Source organism: Pseudomonas sp. DC1.2, from assembly GCF_034351645.1.
Classification (GTDB): domain Bacteria; phylum Pseudomonadota; class Gammaproteobacteria; order Pseudomonadales; family Pseudomonadaceae; genus Aquipseudomonas.
This window is the reverse complement of record NZ_CP133782.1, coordinates 1,554,486-1,575,320: the sequence shown is the minus strand read 5'-3', so window position 1 is coordinate 1,575,320 and position 20,835 is coordinate 1,554,486. Positions and strand designations below refer to the sequence as shown.

Annotated in this window: 21 protein-coding genes and 2 pseudogenes; 9 read left to right on the top strand and 14 right to left on the bottom strand. The window is 55.8% G+C overall.

Translation table 11 applies throughout. The annotated features are described in order from the left end of the window. Positions 1 to 53: 53 nt before the first annotated feature. Together RHM68_RS07080 and RHM68_RS07075 are read left to right on the top strand one after the other, a co-directional pair. Positions 54 to 638 (top strand): papain-like cysteine protease family protein, encoded by a 585-nt coding sequence (locus RHM68_RS07080; RefSeq protein ID WP_322221316.1) that lies wholly within the window; start codon positions 54 to 56, stop codon positions 636 to 638. An 11-nt stretch (positions 639 to 649) separates the two neighbouring features. Continuing rightward, entirely contained in the window at positions 650 to 1,249 is a 600-nt protein-coding gene (locus RHM68_RS07075; protein WP_322221314.1) for a hypothetical protein, read from the top strand. 63 nt (positions 1,250 to 1,312) lie between these two features. Here RHM68_RS07075 and RHM68_RS07070 read toward each other — a convergent pair whose 3' ends face one another. Next, positions 1,313 to 2,659: a DEAD/DEAH box helicase gene (locus RHM68_RS07070; RefSeq protein WP_322221312.1), complete on the bottom strand. Its 1,347-nt coding sequence runs from the start codon at positions 2,657 to 2,659 to the stop codon at positions 1,313 to 1,315. Positions 2,660 to 2,859: 200 nt separating this feature from the next. On the opposite strand from RHM68_RS07070, the pseudogene RHM68_RS07065 reads away from it, so the two are divergent. Then, positions 2,860 to 3,552 (top strand): annotated as a pseudogene (locus RHM68_RS07065) (mechanosensitive ion channel family protein); the annotation flags it as partial. Between the two features lie 86 nt (positions 3,553 to 3,638). Here RHM68_RS07065 and RHM68_RS07060 read toward each other — a convergent pair. The 6 genes from RHM68_RS07060 to RHM68_RS07035 all read right to left on the bottom strand — a co-directional run bounded on the left by RHM68_RS07060 (position 3,639) and on the right by RHM68_RS07035 (position 9,661). Continuing rightward, complete coding sequence (locus RHM68_RS07060) at positions 3,639 to 4,673, bottom strand: iron-sulfur cluster-binding domain-containing protein (RefSeq protein ID WP_322221310.1); 1,035 nt, start codon at positions 4,671 to 4,673, stop codon at positions 3,639 to 3,641. 6 nt (positions 4,674 to 4,679) lie between these two features. Then, on the bottom strand, positions 4,680 to 5,456 hold the full coding sequence (locus RHM68_RS07055) for a TSUP family transporter (protein WP_322221308.1): 777 nt from the start codon (positions 5,454 to 5,456) through the stop codon (positions 4,680 to 4,682). Positions 5,457 to 5,458: 2 nt separating this feature from the next. Next, positions 5,459 to 6,370, bottom strand: coding sequence for a diiron oxygenase (locus RHM68_RS07050; protein WP_322221306.1), 912 nt, complete (start codon positions 6,368 to 6,370; stop codon positions 5,459 to 5,461). Between the two features lie 260 nt (positions 6,371 to 6,630). Beyond that, positions 6,631 to 7,503, bottom strand: coding sequence for a dihydrodipicolinate synthase family protein (locus tag RHM68_RS07045; protein ID WP_322223709.1), 873 nt, complete (start codon positions 7,501 to 7,503; stop codon positions 6,631 to 6,633). Positions 7,504 to 7,541: 38 nt separating this feature from the next. After that, positions 7,542 to 8,758 (bottom strand): IS3 family transposase gene (locus RHM68_RS07040; protein WP_322216042.1). Its coding sequence is split into 2 segments (ribosomal slippage): positions 7,542 to 8,413 and positions 8,413 to 8,758, totalling 1,218 coding nucleotides; the frame shifts between segments, so codons are not numbered across the junction. Between the two features lie 120 nt (positions 8,759 to 8,878). Then, positions 8,879 to 9,661 (bottom strand): aldolase, encoded by a 783-nt coding sequence (locus tag RHM68_RS07035; protein WP_322221304.1) that lies wholly within the window; start codon positions 9,659 to 9,661, stop codon positions 8,879 to 8,881. Positions 9,662 to 9,813: 152 nt separating this feature from the next. Between RHM68_RS07035 and RHM68_RS07030 the strand changes: the two genes are divergently transcribed. Then, positions 9,814 to 10,356: an XRE family transcriptional regulator gene (locus RHM68_RS07030; RefSeq protein WP_322221302.1), complete on the top strand. Its 543-nt coding sequence runs from the start codon at positions 9,814 to 9,816 to the stop codon at positions 10,354 to 10,356. 287 nt (positions 10,357 to 10,643) lie between these two features. Further along, positions 10,644 to 10,916 (top strand): annotated as a pseudogene (locus tag RHM68_RS07025) (mechanosensitive ion channel family protein); the annotation flags it as partial. A 44-nt stretch (positions 10,917 to 10,960) separates the two neighbouring features. On the opposite strand, the gene RHM68_RS07020 reads toward RHM68_RS07025, so the two are convergent. From RHM68_RS07020 to RHM68_RS07010, 3 genes are all read right to left on the bottom strand, one after another. After that, positions 10,961 to 11,827 (bottom strand): carboxylate/amino acid/amine transporter, encoded by an 867-nt coding sequence (locus RHM68_RS07020; RefSeq protein ID WP_322221300.1) that lies wholly within the window; start codon positions 11,825 to 11,827, stop codon positions 10,961 to 10,963. Between the two features lie 253 nt (positions 11,828 to 12,080). Continuing rightward, entirely contained in the window at positions 12,081 to 12,680 is a 600-nt protein-coding gene (locus RHM68_RS07015; RefSeq protein ID WP_322221298.1) for an FMN-dependent NADH-azoreductase, read from the bottom strand. Between the two features lie 150 nt (positions 12,681 to 12,830). Continuing rightward, positions 12,831 to 13,145, bottom strand: a complete 315-nt coding sequence (locus tag RHM68_RS07010; RefSeq protein WP_322221297.1) for a 3-phosphoglycerate kinase — start codon at positions 13,143 to 13,145, stop codon at positions 12,831 to 12,833. Between the two features lie 49 nt (positions 13,146 to 13,194). Here RHM68_RS07010 and RHM68_RS07005 point away from each other — a divergent pair, with 49 nt between their 5' ends. From RHM68_RS07005 to RHM68_RS06990, 4 genes are all read left to right on the top strand, one after another. Beyond that, the gene (locus RHM68_RS07005) at positions 13,195 to 14,118 is read left to right on the top strand and encodes a LysR family transcriptional regulator (protein WP_322221295.1); all 924 of its coding nucleotides are present in this window, start codon (positions 13,195 to 13,197) and stop codon (positions 14,116 to 14,118) included. A 14-nt stretch (positions 14,119 to 14,132) separates the two neighbouring features. Then, entirely contained in the window at positions 14,133 to 14,936 is an 804-nt protein-coding gene (locus tag RHM68_RS07000; protein WP_322221292.1) for an alpha/beta hydrolase, read from the top strand. A 3-nt stretch (positions 14,937 to 14,939) separates the two neighbouring features. Continuing rightward, positions 14,940 to 15,497, top strand: a complete 558-nt coding sequence (locus RHM68_RS06995; protein WP_322221290.1) for a peptidylprolyl isomerase — start codon at positions 14,940 to 14,942, stop codon at positions 15,495 to 15,497. Between the two features lie 86 nt (positions 15,498 to 15,583). After that, on the top strand, positions 15,584 to 17,416 hold the full coding sequence (locus tag RHM68_RS06990) for an ABC transporter ATP-binding protein (RefSeq protein WP_322221288.1): 1,833 nt from the start codon (positions 15,584 to 15,586) through the stop codon (positions 17,414 to 17,416). A gap of 33 nt (positions 17,417 to 17,449) precedes the next feature. Here the strand turns inward: RHM68_RS06990 and RHM68_RS06985 are convergent, their stop codons facing one another. The 4 genes from RHM68_RS06985 to RHM68_RS06970 form a co-directional block, all read right to left on the bottom strand. Continuing rightward, a complete protein-coding gene (locus RHM68_RS06985) occupies positions 17,450 to 18,574 on the bottom strand; it encodes a GNAT family N-acetyltransferase (RefSeq protein WP_322221286.1) in 1,125 nt (374 codons plus the stop codon). Between the two features lie 79 nt (positions 18,575 to 18,653). After that, the gene (locus RHM68_RS06980; RefSeq protein WP_322221284.1) at positions 18,654 to 18,887 is read right to left on the bottom strand and encodes a zf-HC2 domain-containing protein; all 234 of its coding nucleotides are present in this window, start codon (positions 18,885 to 18,887) and stop codon (positions 18,654 to 18,656) included. Beyond that, complete coding sequence (locus RHM68_RS06975; RefSeq protein WP_322221282.1) at positions 18,881 to 19,495, bottom strand: RNA polymerase sigma factor; 615 nt, start codon at positions 19,493 to 19,495, stop codon at positions 18,881 to 18,883. The genes RHM68_RS06980 and RHM68_RS06975 overlap by 7 nt, the downstream gene beginning before the upstream one ends. A gap of 151 nt (positions 19,496 to 19,646) precedes the next feature. Beyond that, positions 19,647 to 20,768 (bottom strand): beta-ketoacyl-ACP synthase III, encoded by a 1,122-nt coding sequence (locus tag RHM68_RS06970; RefSeq protein ID WP_322221280.1) that lies wholly within the window; start codon positions 20,766 to 20,768, stop codon positions 19,647 to 19,649. Positions 20,769 to 20,835: the final 67 nt, after the last annotated feature.

Here is a 20,835-nt window from a genome sequence, read left to right as displayed (position 1 = left end):
ACCGCTACAAACTCACAAGCTAGACGCTTGATTTCACTCATGGAGGATTGAAAATGTTAACCACTGAAGCAACGCATTTCACCGGCAGATCCCTGCCGAAGTGCTTGGCCAGTCATCTGGTCAACCCGAAACTGGCAGACGTTGTACCTGGCGCAGAACACGCACCGCTCGCGGCGGCCAGTCTGAACTTCAACATGCAGCCACAAACCCAGAGCAACTGGTGCTGGGCGGCGGTTTCCGCCTCGGTCGGTAACTATTACGGCACCGGGTCGTGGACCCAGTGCGGGGTCGCCACCGCAGCGCTGGACCGCAACTGCTGCAATCAACCTGGGCCCTGCAACGTGTACGGCTATCTGGATTCAGCCCTGACGATCACTCGCAGTTACAACGGCATGAATCAGGGCTCGCTGCAGCTGTCAGCCATCGAGAATCAGATCTGCATGGGCCGACCGATCGGTTTGCGCTGTGCCTGGTACGGCGGAGGTGCGCACTTTCTGACGATCTATGGCACCAACGGTAACTACCTATTGATCGCGGATTCGATCTACGGCTACTCGACCCGAGCGGTCAACGCGTTCCCCGGTTCGTACAACGGTGGCGGTAACTGGACCAACACCTACTTCACCCGTAAAAACTAGGAGGGCACACCATGCAACTTACTTATCCAAAGGCGCCTTCCAATGGCGTACAAACCCTTCGCCCGGCGCTGCAAGCTGCACTGCAAACCCAAGGCTTTGGCATCAACCGGCAGTTTGCTCAAGCCTCGGCCAGCGGCATCAGTTTGTCTGCGCCTTACCGCAGTTACTCACTGAGCCTGGAAGACCTGGCACAAGGCAAACGTCTGAAAGACGCCGCTCTGGGTGATTGGCATTACCTGGTGTTTGCCGATGGCGTGACCATTGCCGAGGCACAGCTGGCTGAAAAGCAAGGCCATGTCGAGTTCTCCTCTCTCAACCACGGTGCCATGGCGTCGGCCACGGTCAGTGCGCTGGAGCTGGCGGAAAACGCGGCGCAATTGCAGGGCAAGACCGTGGAGCTGCGGGTGTTGTTTATCTCGGCACTGCACGTTGTAGCGATCTGGCTGCACGCAGACGGTGACGATGTGCTGATCCCGATCGCACCGACGCCCCCGGAACTCGCGGCAACGCAACTCTACAGCGAGGTCAGCCTGATGGCACTGCTCACACCCGCCGCATCGCGGGCCAAGCAAGCGTTTGACGCAGACACCCGCGGCCTGTTGGGGAACTGACAAACGCTGGATATAAAAAAACCCGGACACTGTCCGGGTTTTTTATTGGGTCGCTACGGCGCGTTATTCAGCCGCCGGCGCTTCCGGCTTGCGGCGCTTGAGCGGAGCCATGCCGTCCTTGCTGACCAGCGACAGAGCGTCGGTCTTCGGGCGGTTAGCGATCTTGCGTTTGGTCGGAGCCTTGGCGCCGGTTTTTTTCTTGTCGCCTTTGGCGTCGACTTTTTTCTTCTTCACGCCAACGGCTTTGCCCGAAGCCTTGACCTTTTTCGGTCCGCCGTAGGTGCCTTTGACTTCCTTGATGGTGCGGCGCTCGAAGCTCTGCTTGAGGTAGCGCTCGACGCTCGACATCAGGTTCCAGTCGCCGTGGCAGATCAGCGAGATAGCCAGGCCATCGTTGCCGGCACGGCCGGTACGACCGATGCGGTGAACATATTCGTCGCCGCTGCGCGGCATGTCGAAGTTGATCACCAGGTCCAGGCCTTCTACGTCCAGACCGCGAGCCGCGACGTCGGTAGCAACAAGGATTTTCACGCCGCCCTGCTTCAGACGATCGATGGCCAGCTTGCGGTCTTTCTGGTCTTTCTCACCGTGCAGCACGAACGCCTTGTATTCCTGCGCCACCAGACGGCCGTAGATGCGGTCGGCCATGGCTCGGGTGTTGGTGAACACGATGGCTTTCTGATAAGTCTCGTTGGCCAACAGCCAGTTCACAATTTGCTCTTTGTGCTGGTTGTGGTCGGCCGTGATGATTTGCTGACGGGTCGTGGCGTTCAGATCGCTGACGTTGTTGAGCTGCAAGTGCTCTGGATTGTTCAGCACCTTGGCGACCATGTCGCGCAGGCCCGAACCGCCAGTGGTGGCGGAGAACAGCATGGTCTGCTGACGGTTGGTGCATTCTTGCACCAGACGCTGGACGTCATCGGCAAAGCCCATGTCGAGCATGCGGTCAGCTTCGTCGAGTACCAGCACTTCGACTTCTTTCAAGTCCAGGTTGCCAGCGTTCAGTTGCTCGATCATCCGGCCCGGCGTACCGATCAGGATGTCCGGCACCTTGCGCAGCATGGCAGCCTGGACCTTGAAGTCTTCACCGCCAGTAATCAGACCGGACTTGATGAACGTGTACTGGGCGAAGCGCTCGACTTCCTTGATCGTCTGCTGAGCCAACTCACGGGTTGGCAGCAGGATCAGGGTCTTGATGCTGACGCGGACTTTGGCCGGGCCGATCAAACGGTTGAGGATCGGCAAAACGAACGCAGCGGTTTTGCCGCTGCCGGTTTGCGCTGTCACCCGCAGGTCACGCCCTAGGAGCGCCAGCGGAATAGCCGCTGCTTGCACGGGCGTTGGCTCGACAAATTTAAGCTCGGCCACGGCTTTGAGCAGGCGTTCGTGCAGGGCGAATTGGGAAAACACGGGTGTTACCTCGAAGAAATACAAAAAAACAGCTGCATAGGGTAACGGTTTCGAGCGCCGAGGCCGAGTTTCTTTATGCAATAGACCGTAAACAGTGGCTTTTTTATTGCCTGTTTTGTCTCCAACGGTAAGACGAAGCGTCTTAAAAGCTCTAATCCCCCCCGTCATAACCCACAGAAAAACCGTTTTAGCTAACGGACATCACAAAGCGCTGGCTCAATGCCCAAGACCTCTGGGCGCACTTGATCAGCACCCACTGCTGCATTCCAGCCTAGCGCTGATGGTGTTGTTGGTGGTGGCGCTGGTCCTCGGACGAGTGGCGCGTTGCCTGTGCTTCACGCGACCAAAATGCTCGGGCGCCAACCGGCGCTGCATTGGGTCAACAGCTTGCGGCACAACAAAGTCTTTCACCGGTTGGCGCAGATGATGCCGTTACTGGCGGTCCAGTTCGGCCCTTATCAGGTGCCGGAGCTGGGCAAAACCAGCCTGATCTTCCTGGGCAACGTCGCTCTGGCCTTCACCATTCTGTTTCTGGTGCTGGCACTCAGCGCATTGCTTAACGCCCTGCTGGACATCTACGTGCATACCGAACACGCCCGCACCCGTTCCATCAAAGGCTATGTGCAACTGACGAAAATGGTGTTGTTCGTCTTTGGCGCGACCACCATCGTCGCCACCCTGATCGACCGTTCACCCCTGTCACTGCTATCGGGTCTGAGCGCCATGTCGGCGGTGATACTGTTGGTCGACAAGGACACCCTGCTGTCGTTCGTCGCCAGTGTGCAGTTGACCAGCAACGACAGGCGGCGGGGCGGCGACTGGATTGAGTGCCGCAAGTTGGCGCCGATGGTGACGTGGTGGGCATCACCTTACACACGGTCAAGGTGCAGAACTGAGTAGCTCCACGCGAGGGCTCCTTGTCCAAATTGCTCCGCTAAATATCTTAGCCGAGGCGAACGTCCCCCCTAATCTGTAGCGGCTATATTTCTATGCAAATACTCTCGCTCGTCGGGTAAGAGCAACATGAAAGGATATATCCATTCTCCCGCTCTCTAGGGGTCAGTGCAAAATCGCCATCACTTCGTACAGACCCACTTCTCAGTCTCACCCTGCAACTGCCACAAATACCAGATTTACACTGGCTTTTGATCTTCAGATGACATCGATCAAACTCGCCAAGTAGAGTGACCCCCTTAGAAAATTGATGCTGCTGATCAGTTCCGTAGACAGTGACATTACATGACGCCTCATCCCCGTCTGCGGAATGCCTCACGTGGTCAGAAACCTGGGTGAAATTCTCTATCAGTAGTTTTGTTTCCGGAAACAAGTGATTCAGGACATCACGATTTTCCGACACAAAACCTTTGCTTCCGCAAATCACGGCAATATCCGGAACACTCATTTCCTTGTAATCAGCTCGCTGCGGCCTACCTGAGGTAAAAAGCTTGGAGTCACTGACAAACTTTTCCTGCGTCAAAAAAATTCTTACGTCGAGCCATGCGCTCGAAAGTGCCATCGCCAAAAGCTCATCCAGGTAAGGAAGTTCTACAAGTGAAGGCACTGATACAAACAGTTGAACGCTCGGAGTCCATATTTTTTTCTTGGCCCGCATGTCCAGTTGGCGTATGAGCGCCAGGGGTAAAGTTATACCAATGCCCCCTGCAAACATGGCGACCTTTTGCACATCTGCCAAGCTGTCTACAGTGATAGCGCCGCCCACTCCCGCAGAGAGCAGCAATGAATCTACGACCACCTTTGAATGAAGCTGACTCGATATGCCTGACCTGCCAGTGTCTTTGACCGATATCTCAACCAAATCTGCCTCGGGCCTACCGACTATCGAATAATTACGCTGCTGAATAACGCCGTCTTGATCAGGTAGTTCTAAAATCAAATATTTACCCATATCACATTGCTCGGCCATTTCTTTTGCGAGCACGCGCAAAGCGAATGTCCTGACCGAAGCAGTATCTTGAGTGACGTTCTCACAGCGCAGGAAACTTCTATTATGCATAAGTCATCAACTATAAATGGATTTAATTGCCATGCCAATGCAGGCAACAACAACTAATGGCTTTACGAGTTTGGCACCGTTTTTCTGGACCAGATGTGAGCCCAAGTAAACACCTGCAACTTCACCTATTGACATGGCGAAACCAGCGACCCAAACCATTTTCCCGAGCAAAATAAAAATCAGTAGCGATATAGCGTTACTGAATAAATTCAAAACTCTAGAATAGGCGACCGCGTGAGTCATCGCCATCCCACCCAGCGAAACCAAAGCCATCAAGTAAAATGTGCCGGCTCCTGGGCCAAAGAAGCCGTCATATAGTCCAATACAAGGGATGACTGACGCTCCCAGCATAGATATAGGCATAACTGCTTTTCCGCCTACATCACTGACTTTGGAGGAAAACGCAAAATAGAACGCCATGGCTACCAACATTATTGGGAGCGCGGTCTCCATAAAACCGTTACCAACAAAATAAACCATTAACGTGCCCAGTGCCCCGCCTAGAAGGGAACCAATGGTCATTTTTTTCAGCACTGCCCATTCAATAATTTTCTTATTTAAATAATAGTGGGTTGAGGCAAGCCCACCCAATGTACCTTGAAGTTTATTGGCGGCTATGGCTTCAGCAGGTGTAAACCCGGCGAGCAGTAGCACGGGAACGGATATCAGACCGCCTCCACCGCAAATCGAATCGATAAAACCGGCAACAGTAGCGCCGGCTATAAGAAAAAGAACAACATAGAGAGAAACCCCAAACATCTCTTGGAAATGTAAAGCATCCATTATCAGTTCAACCCTATACGATCAATCAACGATTCAACAGAGCCCGTATAGATGTGTACTCCATCCAAAGACTGGGTATCACGTAGTAATTCTTTGTGATTTTGCAGACCAACCATCGAGAATGCTTTCTCCCATGCGCCAAGCTCATTATCAGCAAACATGCTTACCGTTTTAGTAATAATCGCTCGCAGGTAGTCTCGTTCATTGCGACCCAAGCCCTGGACGATGTCGGTCGCGACCAAGCTGAACACGCTTGAGTGACTCCATTCATCCATAGCGTGAGCGCTTGTGACCTCATGACAGATGGGCTGGATAGAGGTGTCTTCCGACATGGTTTTCAGATAGTCCGTTATTAATGTTTCGCTGGCGCAGGCAATTCCGAATCGAGTTAGCCGTCGTTCCCATGCTGCCGTGCAGGATGACAAAATATCCCGCTGCCATTTTACCAAGTTGAAATCTGTGAAATCAAAGTAGTCGATACCGCGCATTTTATAGATATAGTTACAGGCGGACAGTGACATCTTCGTATGCAGGGCTTCATCCAACAATGCTTCGGCCATGGCCTCCTGAATAACCTCTCTGTTGCTTGAGTCGGAGGGAGGTGACTTGATCAGGTCTTCGCATACGGGTGTAACGATATCGCATTCAATATAGATGGTTTTCATGTTGTAAATGATCCAAGCATATGACAGGCATTTGGATCGAATATGAGCGGGGGCTTCGAGCCACACTTCATGGTCTTTGAAGGGCAGCAGCGATTCACTGTAGTCATCTTTGTTAGGGTCGAACGCCAGTGCAGAATACATCAAGGGTGCTTTATTGATAGCCGCCCTGTTAGCCCACAGACCTGATAGTTTTTTGAGCATCGCGCCCACATGATTGTTTTCGCCAAAGCTCTGATTAAGCGACGTCACTATTACTTCCTATCTTCGGTCAGTATAAAAATATTATACCCACGCAAAACAATGGCGCTCCATAAGTATGCAGCCCATTGATCTTTTGGGTAGGGGCGAAAGCCCATATTGCTCGCAGGCGCTGCAAGCACGGGCCAACGGTTTAAATTGAATTTAAGCAGTCATTCATGTCAGGTTGATAAAGCTTATCCCGCCTAATATTGTTGCTAAAACTATGGAGCAATGTTGGGGCGATGACTCACCCAGCGTATAAGTTTGTCTTATAGCAATTTAGCCAGTAAACCGCGTAGTTCAAAACAGGCAACCTCACTTAATGCAGACACAGGCAGCCGTGGATCTCCGGCCTCTAGCCCGGTCATGCGGAGACCCGCCTTGATGGTCGCGGGCAATCCGCCTTTGAGTATGAAGTCCAGCAATGGCAGCTGCTGGTAGAATAGCTCGCGGGCACTACCTAACTCATTATCGAGAATTGCTCTATAAAGTGCCCCATTCAAGTCAGCTATTAGGTTGGGTGCCGCAGTACACCAGCCTACAGCGCCAGCTGCGAACGCTTCCAAGGCCAGCGGATTGCAACCATTATAGAATGGCACCCGACGTTCTCCGAGAAGGTGCAGTTTGTGCATTCTCTGAATATCGCCAGTGCTCTCTTTGACCATTGTTACGTTTTCCACGGTATCGAAAATCCGTAAAATAAGTTCCACCGACATGTCGGTGCCACTAACAGCCGGGTTGTTATAAAGCATGATTGGTAAACTTATGGCGTCGCCAATAGTTTGATAATGCTGCAGGATTTCCTGCTCGCTCAGCTTCCAATATGATGACGGGAGCACCATGACGGCATCGGCGCCATGAGCTTCGGCAAAGCGCGCCCGTCGTACAGCGTTAGCAGTGGTCAAGTCCGACACGCTGACTATAGTGGGCACGCGCTTGGCAACATGAGAAATACTGAACTCAGCGACTTGATCCCATTCCGTATCACTCAGGTAAGCACCCTCACCGGTGCTGCCCAATGGCGCAATTGCGTGGACGCCGCCGCTGATCAGGCGATCAATTGAGCGGCCAAGCGCATCGAGCTCAATGCCCTCTCCATTAGAAGTAAAGGGGGTAATGGTGTAACCGATGATTCCATGTATGTGGACTGGCCCCTATCAAACCGGACACCTGCACCCCGTTAAATTGATGCCGCTGCCAAACGCCTAAACTCCCGTGGTGAACGGTATTTCAGCGCGCTGTGCGGATGCTCCTCGTTGTAATGCTCAAAGGCAATCGTCAGGTTACGCAAGGCTGTTTCCCGGTCAGGTTTGGGCATGTGCGCGACGTAGTCGCGTTTCATCGTTTTGACGAAGCTCTCGGCCATGCCGTTGCTCTGCGGGCTACGCACCGGTGTGGTCACCGGTTGCAAACCGATCTGTCGGGCAAACTGGCGTGTCTGTTCAGCGATGTAGGCCGAGCCATTGTCGCTCAGCCATTGCACCGGGGTGGCAGGCGCCTCTTCACCGAAGCGTTTTTCCACCGCCTCCAGCATCAGATCACGGATATCGTCGCCGCTGTACCCGGTCGGGCTGGCCACCCAACCGATGGCTTCGCGGTCGCAGCAGTCCAGGGCAAAGGTCACGCTCAGCTTGGCGTTATCATCACAGCGAAACTCAAACCCGTCCGAGCACCACCGGGTATCGCTGGTGGCCACGGCAATTCGGCCTTCGTGACGGCGTGCCACACCCGGTTGTTTAATCCGTCGCTCCAGCAGCAACTGATGATCGCGCATGACGCGATAAACCCGCTTGACGTTGATCGGCGCCTGACTCTGCTTTTCACGCCGACGACGCAGCAACCCCCACACACGGCGGTACCCGTAGCTGGGCAGTTCACTCACTTCAGCCTGAATTTCTTCGACCAGTGCGGCATCGTCCAGCGCAGGGCGACGCCGCTCGACCTGAGCATTTGGGTTGAGTCGAACCGTCAATTGCGAGCGCGCTACACCGAGACTTTCACTGATCAGCTTCACTGGTCGTCCCCCGGCAACAAGGGTGAGTGCGCAATCCATTTTCGCGACCGAGCAATCTCCACAGCTTCCTGAAGGATCTCGACCTGCATGGTTTTCTTGCCAAGCATGCGCTGTAGCTCGCGGATCTGCTTGAGCGCATCGGCCAGCTCGGAAGCGGGCACCACGCTCTCCCCAGCACTGACAGCCGAGAGACTGCCGCTCTGATAGAGCTTGCGCCACTGAAACAACTGGTTGGCATTCACGCCATTCTGTCGAGCCACCACCGAGACGCTTTGCCCCGGTTGCAGGCTCTCGCGAACCATGGCCAGTTTTTGCTCCGGGCTCCAGCGGCGACGCCGCTCCTGACCCAAAAGCTCCCCACCCTTATCGTTTCTATTAGTCATATACACAGTCGTTTGCCTATCCCTTATGTTAAGGGGGAAACGGTGTCCTGTCTTTCAGGGGGCTCGTCCAGTATGGAAGGGGTAGACATCATGTCTCTCCAGTAAAGCAAATGGATTGGTTCAGCTCAGGCAGCCGGCATGCCGACGCAGAACTTGCCGCGCATAGTAGTTAAATGCTGCGCCGTGGCGCTTGGGCTTGGAAATCCAATCGTGAGCTTCCTGTCCTAATTCCGGTTGGATGGGCTTGATTTCGCCTGCCGCGCTGGCCAGCAATTGCAGCTTGGCGGCGCGCTCGATCAGCAGTGCGGTAACACAAGCTTCCTCGATTGTTCTCCCTGTAGACAGCTGGCCGTGATGGGCAAGCAAAACCGCCCGCTTCTCGCCGAGTGCGCGGGTGATGAGCTCTCCCTCCTCATTCCCAACCGGTATACCGGGCCAGTGTTCTAAAAAGGCGCAATCGTCGTAAAGCGGACACATATCCATGTGCGAAACGACCAAAGGCAGTTCGAGCATTGAGAGCGCCGCAATATGGGTCGGATGGGTATGGATCATGCACATCACATCTGCGCGGGCGCGATATACCCAACTGTGAAAACGGTTAGCGGGGTTAGGCATACCGCAGCCTTCAAGGACCTCAAGATCTTCATTAACCAGAAGCAAATTACTTGCGGTTATTTCGTCGAAGCCCAGACCTAACTGTTGGGTGTAGTACGTACCAGGCTCGGGGCCACGGGTCGTAATCTGCCCCGAGAGGCCAGAATCGTGGCCGTTTTCATAGAGAATTCGGCACGTCAACGCCAGCTTCTCCCGCTCAGTCCATGTATTGTCAGCCAGGTTGCTTTGCATCTCTGCAAGGGCCTGCTTGACAAGCTGATCCTTTGGTAATGCTAATGTCTTGGCCATTTCCATCCTTAGAAGACACCCTTAAGTACGCCGTCAACGGTGCTACCAGCAGTGTCGCTGGTGATCGGGTAGAGTACGCATGACACAAACGAAGATATATGACAAATTGTGTCATTGTCAACTGTGAAACTTTTCTTTTACGGAAATAGTAGATGTCTATCCGACTGAAAATACTAAGAAAACGGCTGGGGATGACCCTTGAGACACTTTCCGAAAAGACGGGTATGACCAAGAGTTACCTGTCCAAGTTGGAAAGAGGGTTGAACACGCCGTCGATTGCAGCAGCCTTAAAGCTCGCGACGGCGTTTAACGTGAGTGTCGAAGAGCTTTTTGCTGAAGGATCCACCTCACAAGCCAGCTATAGCCTGGTCAGAAGCAACGAGCGCCAATCGCTATCGTCTAACGGCCACAGTGCTGACTATGCTGTATTGGCCCACAGAGTCGCAGACCTTACCCTGCTGCCATTCATCATTCGCCCCCCTGCGACCTTCGGCGATTCGACATTCAAAGAACACCTTGGTGAAGAATTCTTATTTGTCCACGAGGGCGAAGTCGAGGTGGACTTCATGAATGAACGGGTGATTCTCAATTGCGGGGATGCACTGCATTTCAACGCACAAAAACCGCATCGGATACGTTCAGTTGGGGAGAAGCAGGCGCAATTGCTGGTCGTGATCCATAACAATGAGGAGTGATGCTAACGGATACCGGTATCCGTTTCGGGTCAGGCTACAGAATCTCCGCATGAGTACCTCGATCGCTCTCAACACTCCAGAATTTCTTCTTGGATCATGCAGCATCCTGGGACAGGTTGGCGCAGGCGCCAAGCGCGGCTGATAGCGAAAGCACGTGAGGCTAACCCTGAAAAGCCAGGCACGCCAACTTAATACTGCACCGACCTGAGCAAACCATTTCCTGCGCCATCGCTCGTCGCCGCGATGGCTTCCTGAATAACTTCGGCCTCAAGACGTTCAAGAGCCGACCCGAAATTCAGCCGAACATGACCTGCATGGTCCGCCAGATGCAGACCACCGCTCAGGGCATTCCGCTGGAAATCTACCGTTTCACCCGCACCACGGCGTGAGCTGATTACGAGCGGACTCAGGGCGATATTTTCGATTACTTGCTGGCGGTGTTGCAGGAGTTTGGCTTGAACCTTTACCAACAGCCGAGTGGCGGGGATTTGCGGGCCGGACTGCTGCCGGCGGTGCTCGGCGCGAACCACATCCCCGCGCCGGAAAAACAATTTATGTAACACCACAATCCCTGTGGGACGAGCCCGCTCGCTCCCGCACGGGGTCAGGGTGCGACTGCCAATCGGCGTATGCCCAACCGACTGACCCACACCGCCGCCAAAATCACCGCCCCGCCGAGGAACAGCCGTCCCAGCTCTTCATGCTGATTCCAAATCAACAAATTGATCAGCAACCCCACCGGCACATGCAGATTGTTCATCACCGCCAGCGTGCCGCCATTCACCAGGCACGCGCCTTTGTTCCACCAGTAAAGCCCCAGTGCCGTAGAAACTAGCCCAAGGAACACCAGAACGCCCCATTGCAGTGGTGCCTCGGGCAGGAAGTTCTGTTTGCCGAATAGCAGAAACGCCGGCAATGCCACCGCTAACGCCCCCAGGTAGAAATAGCCGAAACGTCGGTAATGCGGTAAATCGCTCGGGTATCGCGCCACCAGATGTTTATAAAGCACTTGCCCGGCGGCGTAAGTGAAGTTGGCCAGTTGCAGCAGCAGGAACCCCATGAAGAAGTCCGGGTTGATCCGGTCGTAGCGAATCACTGCCGCACCGAGTACAGCCACCAGCGCCGCCACCAACGCCCACGGGTTGAAGCGCCGGTTGAGCGCGTCTTCGATCAAGGTCACGTGCAACGGCGTGAGGATGGTGAAGAGCAACACTTCAGGCACCGTCAGCACCCGAAAACTCAGGTACAGGCAAACGTAGGTCACGCCGAACTGCAACGCACCGATCAGCAACATGCCGCGCATGAACGCCGGCTCAACCGAGCGCCAGCGGGTCAACGGAACAAACACCAGCCCCGCCAATAACACGCGCACCAGCACCGCGAAATAACTGTCGACATGCCCGGCCAGGTATTCGCCGATCAGACTGAAGGAAAACGCCTGAATCAGCGTGACAAAAAGTAGATAGCCCATGCTTCGCCTCATTTCGAATGGCAGCGACCATAGCCGGTTTTGCGCTTCACTGCGAAGCTTCAAGCAACATCCACCTGGAGGGTGTAGACCTCAACAAAATCGCAGGCAAAAAAAAGCCCGATCTCGCTAAAGCGTTCAATCGGGCTACACACTCAGTAGCAACAAGTGCAAAGGGAGGTTCGATGCGCGGAAAGCCTTGAAGGAGTTGCGCCAGATCACTTGAACATCAAGCGATTATCTGGCGATTAAAACCTTAGGCGACCTCAGAAAGCTTGGCGTTAGCCTGGTTCAGGCCCTTCTCTTGGAAGTCGCCGCCCAGGTTCATGCCCTCGGCGTGAATAAACGTCACGTCGTGGATACCGATAAAGCCCATGACCTGACGCAGGTACGGTTCCTGGTGATCCGCGGCGCTGCCCGCGTAAATCCCGCCGCGAGCGGTCAGCACATAAGCCCGTTTGCCCGTGAGCAAGCCTTGCGGACCGGTTGCGGTGTACTTGAAAGTCACGCCGGCACGCAGCACGTGGTCGAGCCAGGCTTTAAGGGTGCTTGGGATGGCGAAGTTGTACATGGGCGCAGCCATCACCAGCACGTCGGCAGCGAGTAACTCGTCGGTCAACTGATTGGAGCGCTCCAGCGAAGCCTGTTCGATCTCGTTGCGCTGCTCGGCAGGTTTCATCCAGCCGCCCAACAGGTTGCTGTCCAGATGTGGCACCGGGTTGAGCGCCACATCACGCACGCTGATCTGATCGGACGGATGCGCGGCTTTCCACTGTTTGATGAAGGTCTGGGTCAACTGACGGGAGACCGAGTCTTGCTGACGGGCGCTGCTTTCGATGATCAGAACGCGTGACATGGGATGTAGGCTCCATCTGAGAATGCTGTAAGTCGATGGAGTGGAGAGTAAACAGAGCCATATTGATGAAAAAGCGCAAATAACTGCTGCAAACCATCAATAAATTCGTTTATAAGCGGAGCATGCCCAGCAGGCTTGCTCCACGTGACGCTACTTCGGCGTGCAGGTCAGGACGATACGTAGACGAGTGATGGTGCGATTGAACTTGGCGGAGGCATTTTTGAATTTGCCGGCGGCCACGTCGACTCTGCGAGTGCGCGGTGCTTCAGGGCCGTTATTGAACACCACCGTGCACGATACGTCGGTGGCGCCGAAGTTGTTCACCTGAATGGAGCTCATGTCCGAGTCTGTGGCATAGGACGTGTAATCCACACTCAGGCCGTTGAGGTGTTTTTCAACGTCGATTGGATAAGCAGAGGCCGTCAACGGCAGCAGCGCCAACATCACACAACAGAATTTTTTCATTCGGCAGTCTCCAATAAGGACCGCCAGCTTAGGACAAGAGGAGCTCATCATGAAAGCGCCCCGCGTGACCCTTGATCAATGGCGAACATTACAGGCTGTAGTCGACCATGGCGGTTTCGCCCAGGCCGCCGAAGCGTTGCACCGCTCGCAATCGTCGGTCAGCTACACCGTGGCCCGCATGCAGGACCAGCTCGGGGTGCCGCTGTTACGTATCGATGGGCGCAAAGCCGTGCTGACCGACGCCGGCAGTGTGTTGCTGCGCCGCTCCCGGCAACTGGTGAAACAGGCCAGCCAGCTCGAAGACCTGGCCCACCACATGGAGCAAGGATGGGAAGCGGAAGTGCGCCTAGTGGTCGATGCGGCTTATCCGAGCGCGCGTCTGGTGCGTGCCTTGACCGCCTTCATGCCACAAAGCCGAGGCTGTCGAGTACGTCTGCGCGAGGAAGTATTGTCCGGTGTCGAAGAAGTCTTGCTTGAGGGGGTGGCCGATCTTGCCATCACCGGCCTGAGCATTCCCGGATACCTTGGCGCAGAATTGAGCGCCGTAGAATTTGTGGCCGTCGCCCACCCCGAACATCCGCTGCATCGCCTGAACCGCGAAATCAACTTTCAGGACCTGGAAACCCAAATGCAAGTGGTGATCCGCGACTCCGGCCGCCAGCAACCACGCGACGTCGGCTGGCTCGGCGCCGAACAACGCTGGACCGTGGGCAGCCTGGCCACTGCGGCGACATTTGTCAGCAGCGGTCTGGGGTTTGCCTGGTTGCCGCGGCACCTGATCGAGCGGGAATTGAAGGAAGGCACGCTCAAGCTGCTACCGTTGGACCAGGGTGGCAGCCGCAACCCGAGTTTCTATCTGTACTCGAACAAGGACAAACCCATGGGCCCGGCGACGCAAATCCTCATCGAACTGCTGCGAACGTTCGATACCGCGCCGCTGACTGCACCATTCGCGGCCCCTGAACAAGCCTGACACGGAGTGTACCCATGGCTTATTTCGAACATGACGGTTGCGCCCTGCACTATGAAGAATATGGCCATGGCACCCCACTACTGCTGGTCCACGGACTCGGCTCGAGCACCCTGGACTGGGAAAAACAGATCCCGGTGTTGTCCGCTCACTACCGGGTGATCGTGCCCGATGTGCGCGGCCACGGGCGCTCGGACAAACCGCGCGAGCGCTACAGCATCGAGGGTTTCAGTGCCGACCTGATTGCCCTGATGGAACACCTGAACCTGGGCCCGACGCATTACGTGGGCTTGTCCATGGGCGGCATGATCGGTTTTCAATTGGCGACAGATCAGCCGCAATTGCTCAAAAGCCTGTGCATCGTCAACAGCGCGCCCGAGGTCAAACTGCGCAGTACCGACGATTACTGGCAGTGGTTCAAGCGCTGGAGCCTGATGCGGCTGCTCAGCCTGCGCACCATTGGCAAGGCCCTGGGCCGCAACCTGTTCCCCCTGCCGGCACAGGCCGATCTGCGACAAAAAATCGCCGAGCGCTGGGCAAAAAACGACAAACATGCTTATCTCGCCAGCTTCGATGCCATTGTTGGCTGGGGTGTTCAGGAACGACTTTCCAGGGTGTCTTGTCCAACCCTCATCATCAGCGCCGACCATGACTACACCCCGGTCGCCTTGAAAGAAACCTATGTAAAACTGCTGCCCGATGCGCGGCTGGCGGTGATTGCCGATTCGCGCCACGCCACCCCGCTGGATCAACCCGAAAACTTCAACCAAACGCTGCTCGAATTTCTTAGCGCAGTCGACACTACCCCTCAGGATCACTGACCCATGTTGAAAAAAATCGCCCTCGTCGCCGGCTCCGTATTGTTCGCCGCCAACCTGATGGCCGCCACGCCAGCCAAGGCGCCGCACGTGCTGCTTGACACCACCAATGGCCAGATCGAAATCGAACTGGACCCGGTGAAGGCGCCGAAAAGTACCGCAAACTTCCTCAAGTACGTGGACAGCGGCTTCTACAACAACACAATTTTCCACCGTGTGATCCCGGGTTTCATGATCCAGGGCGGTGGCTTCACTCAACAAATGCAGCAAAAACCTACCGAATCGCCGATCAAGAACGAGTCCAAAAACGGCCTGCATAACGTCCGTGGCACCTTGTCCATGGCCCGCACCTCCGATCCGGATTCGGCCACCAGCCAGTTCTTCGTCAACGTCAAAGACAACGATTTCCTCGACAGCGGTGACGGCTATGCCGTGTTCGGTAAGGTCGTGAAGGGCATGGACGTGGTAGACATCATCGTCAACTCGCCAACCACCACCAAAAGCGGCATGAAAGACGTGCCGGCCGACCCTGTCTTCATCAAGTCGGCCAAGCGCATCGACTAAGTCGCACAGGACGTCTTGAGCGGTGACCGTTGCCCGGCGCCGCTCGAACTGTTTAAAGGAGAGCCCCGCCCCGGGGCGGAGAACAGATGCTCTATCGCCGTTTTGAACAACTGATCGACATTTTTCGCGATGCCCCGACAGCGGCTCCTCCCGATCGCGTTCTACCCTTCTATACCTATTACTTGAAGCAAGTCTGGCCCAGTTTTGCCGCTCTGCTGGTCGTGGGCTTGTTCGCTTCTTTGATCGAAGTCGCGCTGTTCAACTACCTGAGCCGCATCATCGACCTCACCCAAGGCACACCGAACGTCAATTTCTTCCAGGACCATGCGCTCGAGCTGACGTGGATGGTGGTGGTAACACTGATTCTGCGGCCAATTTTCTTCGGCCTGCACGACCTGCTGGTGCATCAGACCCTGACGCCCGGCATGACCAGCCTGATTCTCTGGCAGAACCACCGCTACGTCCTCAAACAGAGCCTGAATTTTTTCCAGAACGACTTCGCCGGGCGCATCGCCCAGCGCATCATGCAAACCGGCAACGCCTTGCGCGACTCTGCCGTACAAGCCGTCGATGCCCTGTGGCACGTACTGATCTACGCCATCAGCGCACTGGTGCTGTTTGCCGAAGCTGACTGGCGCCTGATGATCCCGCTGATCACCTGGATTACAGGTTTCATTGGCGCTCTTTATTACTTCGTGCCACGGGTCAAGGACCGATCGGTGCAGTCGTCTGACGCGCGCTCCAAACTCATGGGTCGGATCGTCGACGGCTACACCAACATCACCACGCTGAAGCTGTTCGCTCACACCAATTTTGAACAGCAGTACGCCAAGGAAGCCATCAAGGAGCAAACCGAAAAAGCCCAACTGGCCGGCCGCGTGGTCACCAGCATGGACGTAGCCATCACCAGCATGAACGGCCTGCTGATCGTCTCCACTACTGGGCTGGCCTTGTGGCTGTGGAGTCAGTCGCTGATCTCGGTGGGCGCCATTGCTCTGGCTACAGGCCTGGTGATCCGCATCGTCAACATGTCCGGCTGGATCATGTGGGTCGTGACCGGCATCTTCGAAAACATCGGCATGGTCCAGGACGGTTTACAGACCATCGCCCAACCGGTCAGCATCACCGACCGTGACCAGGCCAAACCACTGGCAGTGGTCCGTGGCGAAGTACGTTTCGAGCACGTCGATTTCCACTATGGCAAGAAGAGCGGGATCATCGGCGACCTCAACCTGACCATCAAACCGGGTGAAAAGATCGGTTTGATTGGCCCGTCCGGTGCCGGTAAGTCGACCTTGGTCAACCTGCTGCTACGCCTCTATGACGTGCAGGGCGGGAGCATCCTCATCGACGGCCAGAACATCGCCGACGTCGGCCAGGAAAGCCTTCGAGCACGCATCGGCATGATCACCCAGGACACCTCGCTGCTACACCGTTCGATCCGCGACAATTTGCTGTACGGCAAACCCGATGCGACCGACGCCGAACTCTGGGAAGCGGTACACAAGGCCAGGGCTGACGAATTCATACCCTTGCTCTCAGATGCCGAAGGCCGCACGGGTTTCGATGCACACGTCGGTGAGCGTGGCGTGAAGCTCTCGGGCGGCCAGCGTCAGCGGATCGCGATCGCCCGAGTGCTGCTCAAGGACGCGCCGATCCTGATCATGGACGAGGCCACCTCGGCGCTGGATTCGGAAGTGGAAGCGGCGATTCAGGAAAGCCTGGAAACCCTGATGCAAGGTAAAACCGTGATCGCCATCGCCCACCGCCTCTCGACGATTGCCCGCATGGATCGGCTGGTGGTACTGGAAAACGGCAGGATCGCTGAAACCGGCAGTCACGCTGAACTGCTGGCGCACGGCGGGCTGTATGCACGGCTGTGGCAGCATCAGACCGGCGGGTTTGTCGGGATCGATTAAGTCTCGAAATAACGGTTGAGCCTGTGGTGAAGATCAGCCTTGCCGGTAGGGCAAGGCTGCCTTCGCTTCCTCGGCATACGCCAGCACTGCGACTCGTTCCTGCTGCAAAAAATCGTTGACCGCCGCTTTCAATCCGGGATGACGCAAGTAGTGCCAGGAATGGGTGATAACGGGTTCGAACCCGCGAATCAACTTATGCTCGCCCTGCGCCCCGGCATCGAAACGCTGAAAGCCATTGGCGATCGCGTAGTCCATGCCTTGATAGAAGCACGTCTCGAAGTGCAGACGGTCGAACTCCGCCAGGCACCCCCAGTAACGACCATAAAAACTGTCACCGCCGACCAGACTGAACGCCATGGCCACCGGTCTGGCCCCCTGCTTGGCCATCACCACGCGAATAGCCTCCGGCATGCGCTCTGCCAGCAGGCTGAAAAACTCTCGTGTCAGATAGGGTAATTGCCGACGCACCGCGTAGGTATTGGCATAGCAGGCATAGACAAAATCCCACTGTGCCTGGGTCAGTTGCCCACCGTCGAGCCATTCAAACTCAATGCCCTGCCCCGCCACTTGCTCTCGCTCCTTGCGCATCTGCTTGCGCTTGCGCGAACTGAGGGCATCGAGGAAATCCTGGAAATCGCGATAACCTCGGTTTTGCCAGTGGTACTGACAGCCAATTCGCTGCAACCAGCCGGGCTGCTCAGCCAACGCGGCATCGGTAAAGGGATCAGTGAAATTGATGTGCGCGCTGGAGAGTTGTTCGACTTCAAGGTAACCGGGCAGGCTGTTGAGCAGTTCAAAACCGTCCTCAAGACTGGCGGCCAGCAAGCGCGGACCACTGACCGGACTGAACGGCACTGCCGTCAACAGCTTGGGGTAGTACTCAATACCGGCACGCTCGCAAGCATCGGCCCAGGCGTGATCGAAGACGTACTCGCCGTAGGAGTGCCATTTGCGGTAACCGGGCAACGCGGCGATCAGCCGATCACCTTCGACGTGCAGTAAATGCTCAGGCTGCCAACCACTATGGTGGCCGAGGCTAGCGCTGTCCTCCAGCGCACTCAGAAAAGCGTGGCGCAGAAACGGCTGATTTTCAGGCACCAGCGCGTCCCATGTTTGCGACGCAATTTCGCTCAGACTTTCCAGACGTTGCAACGGCATCGGCTTACTCCCCACTTCTTTGCGTAAAAGCCCGGCGAGTATCGCTTATTGGCACCCGTTCCACCTCTCAACGCGCTTTTTATAGATGTTTCGCACGTTCGGCGGCCAGGCGCGCAGCCAGCTCATCCACCCCTGGCAGAGGCGGCTCGGGCATCGCCTTGAGGGTCGCTTGCATCAAACGCATTTGCCGAATGAACCGCCGGCAATTGGCGCAAAACATCAGGTGATGGCGCATCATCAGCTTCTCGCGAAAACTCAACTGCCCGTCGAGGTAATCGCTAGAACGCGCCACTTGTTCCTTGCAGCTCAACATTCGCCAGTCTCCTCAAAATGCTCCACGGCCGCAAAGACTTTCAACCGTGCGCGGTGCAGCAGCACACGGGCATTGGAGAGCGAAATCTCCAGAAGATTACAAATATCTTCCAGCTCCAGGCCCTGACGCTCACGCAGCAGCAAGACGCTGCTTTGCAGTTCCGACAGACTGAGCAACGTGTGTTCCAGGCATTCACGCAGTTCATTTTCGATCAGCAGGGCTTCCGGCGTGTCCTGGTGCCAGGCGAACGGTGCCACCAGCCAGTGCTCATCGCCCGGCGAAAAACGATCATCATCAATCGTGCCGTGAGGCGATGGCAGGTCATCGAGCAAAACCTCACGACGGTTTTGTTTGTATCGCCCCTTGGCCGCATTGGCGGTGATGGTCAGCAGCCAGGTCTTGAGACTCGAACGCCCTTCAAACCCACTGAGGTTGCGCACTACCGACAGCCAGGCGTCTTGAACAATCTCGTCGGCATGCCGGTTGCCAACGATCGCATACGCCACCGCGCGCATGGCGTTCTGGTAGGTGCTGATCAATTCTTTGAAAGCCTTTTGTTCACCTGCCAGCAATCGCTCGAGCAATTGCGCGTCGTCAACCGCCATCAAAGCATCCCCTTATTCTGAGTTCGAAAACAACAGCGACTGGACTTAGCTGAGGCGTCGTCCAGTCGTCATCTTCGAAATTACAGCGTCTTGGCGATTTCGACTGTAGGAAAAATCATCGCTTTTCGAAGGAAAAGAACTACAGGTATTTGACTCAACGCTTACGCAGAATCACGCTGCCAATCGAATAACCGGCGCCAAACGAGCTGAGCACAGCCAGCGATCCCGTGGCCAAATCGTCCTGATTCTTGTGAAACGCAATCACCGAACCGGCGGAACTGGTGTTGGCGTAGGTGTCGAGAATCACCGGTGCTTCAGTCTCAGTGGCTTCACGACCCAGCAGCTTTTTGACGATCAGGTGGTTCATGCTGAGGTTGGCTTGGTGCAGCCAAAAACGCTTCACGTCGCCGATATTGAGTTGATTCTCTTCCAGGTGCGCGGCGATCAGCTCGGCAACCATCGGACACACATCGCGGAATACCTTGCGGCCTTCCTGCACGAACAACTTGTCGCGAGCACCCACGCCTTCTTCAGCCGCGCGGTTGAGGAAGCCGAAGTTGTTGCGGATGTTGTTGGAGAACTTGGTCAGCAGTTTGGTGCTGACGATGTCGAACTGGTAGGGCGAAGTCGCCAGGTCGGCGCGTTCAATGATCACCGCAGTGGCGGCGTCACCAAAAATGAAGTGGCTGTCGCGGTCGCGAAAGTTCAGGTGACCGGTGCAGACTTCCGGGTTGACCATCAGAATCGCCCGGGCCTGACCCAGTTGCACGCTGTTGGTCGCCGCCTGAATGCCGAAGGTTGCCGAAGAGCAGGCAACGTTCATGTCGAAACCGAAACCTTGAATGCCCAAGGCTTCCTGGACTTCGATGGCAATGGCCGGATAAGCCCGTTGCAGGTTGGAGCAGGCGACGATCACCCCATCGATGTCAGCGGCGGTTTTTCCGGCGCGCTGCAACGCTTGCTCAGCGGCGCCAATGGCCATTTGGCAAAGCACCGACCATTCGTCGTTGGAACGCTCGGGCAGACGCGGCGCCATGCGCTGAGGGTCAAGAATGCCTTCCTTGTCCATCACAAAGCGGCTTTTGATTCCGGACGCTTTTTCGATAAACGCGGCACTGGACTCGGTCAATGCCTGGACTTCACCACGAGTGATGGCGTCAGCGTTGTCCGCGTTGAACTGCGCGACGTAAGCATTGAAAGACTGCACCAGCTCTTCATTGGAGATGCTGTTGGCCGGGGTATACAGGCCGGTGCCGCTGATGACGACGTTATGCATGGTCGTTTCTCTAATCTGTTCAGGCAGAAAGCGCTGGCACCGACGTACCAACACATAAAGGGTCTAC

What these genes read in the sequence shown, in the direction of transcription:
- RHM68_RS07055 (WP_322221308.1), bottom strand. Translation starts at nt 5,456, where the DNA reads ATGGATGCTTTACATTTCCAAGAGATGTTTGGGGTTTCTCTCTATGTT.
- RHM68_RS07010 (WP_322221297.1), bottom strand. Translation starts at nt 13,145, where the DNA reads ATGAAAAAATTCTGTTGTGTGATGTTGGCGCTGCTGCCGTTGACGGCC.
- RHM68_RS07020 (WP_322221300.1), bottom strand. Translation starts at nt 11,827, where the DNA reads ATGGGCTATCTACTTTTTGTCACGCTGATTCAGGCGTTTTCCTTCAGT.
- RHM68_RS07080 (WP_322221316.1), top strand. Translation starts at nt 54, where the DNA reads ATGTTAACCACTGAAGCAACGCATTTCACCGGCAGATCCCTGCCGAAG.
- RHM68_RS07000 (WP_322221292.1), top strand. Translation starts at nt 14,133, where the DNA reads ATGGCTTATTTCGAACATGACGGTTGCGCCCTGCACTATGAAGAATAT.
- RHM68_RS07005 (WP_322221295.1), top strand. Translation starts at nt 13,195, where the DNA reads ATGAAAGCGCCCCGCGTGACCCTTGATCAATGGCGAACATTACAGGCT.
- RHM68_RS07030 (WP_322221302.1), top strand. Translation starts at nt 9,814, where the DNA reads ATGTCTATCCGACTGAAAATACTAAGAAAACGGCTGGGGATGACCCTT.
- RHM68_RS07015 (WP_322221298.1), bottom strand. Translation starts at nt 12,680, where the DNA reads ATGTCACGCGTTCTGATCATCGAAAGCAGCGCCCGTCAGCAAGACTCG.
- RHM68_RS07035 (WP_322221304.1), bottom strand. Translation starts at nt 9,661, where the DNA reads ATGGCCAAGACATTAGCATTACCAAAGGATCAGCTTGTCAAGCAGGCC.
- RHM68_RS06970 (WP_322221280.1), bottom strand. Translation starts at nt 20,768, where the DNA reads ATGCATAACGTCGTCATCAGCGGCACCGGCCTGTATACCCCGGCCAAC.
- RHM68_RS07075 (WP_322221314.1), top strand. Translation starts at nt 650, where the DNA reads ATGCAACTTACTTATCCAAAGGCGCCTTCCAATGGCGTACAAACCCTT.
- RHM68_RS06980 (WP_322221284.1), bottom strand. Translation starts at nt 18,887, where the DNA reads ATGTTGAGCTGCAAGGAACAAGTGGCGCGTTCTAGCGATTACCTCGAC.
- RHM68_RS06985 (WP_322221286.1), bottom strand. Translation starts at nt 18,574, where the DNA reads ATGCCGTTGCAACGTCTGGAAAGTCTGAGCGAAATTGCGTCGCAAACA.
- RHM68_RS06990 (WP_322221288.1), top strand. Translation starts at nt 15,584, where the DNA reads ATGCTCTATCGCCGTTTTGAACAACTGATCGACATTTTTCGCGATGCC.
- RHM68_RS07060 (WP_322221310.1), bottom strand. Translation starts at nt 4,673, where the DNA reads ATGCATAATAGAAGTTTCCTGCGCTGTGAGAACGTCACTCAAGATACT.
- RHM68_RS06995 (WP_322221290.1), top strand. Translation starts at nt 14,940, where the DNA reads ATGTTGAAAAAAATCGCCCTCGTCGCCGGCTCCGTATTGTTCGCCGCC.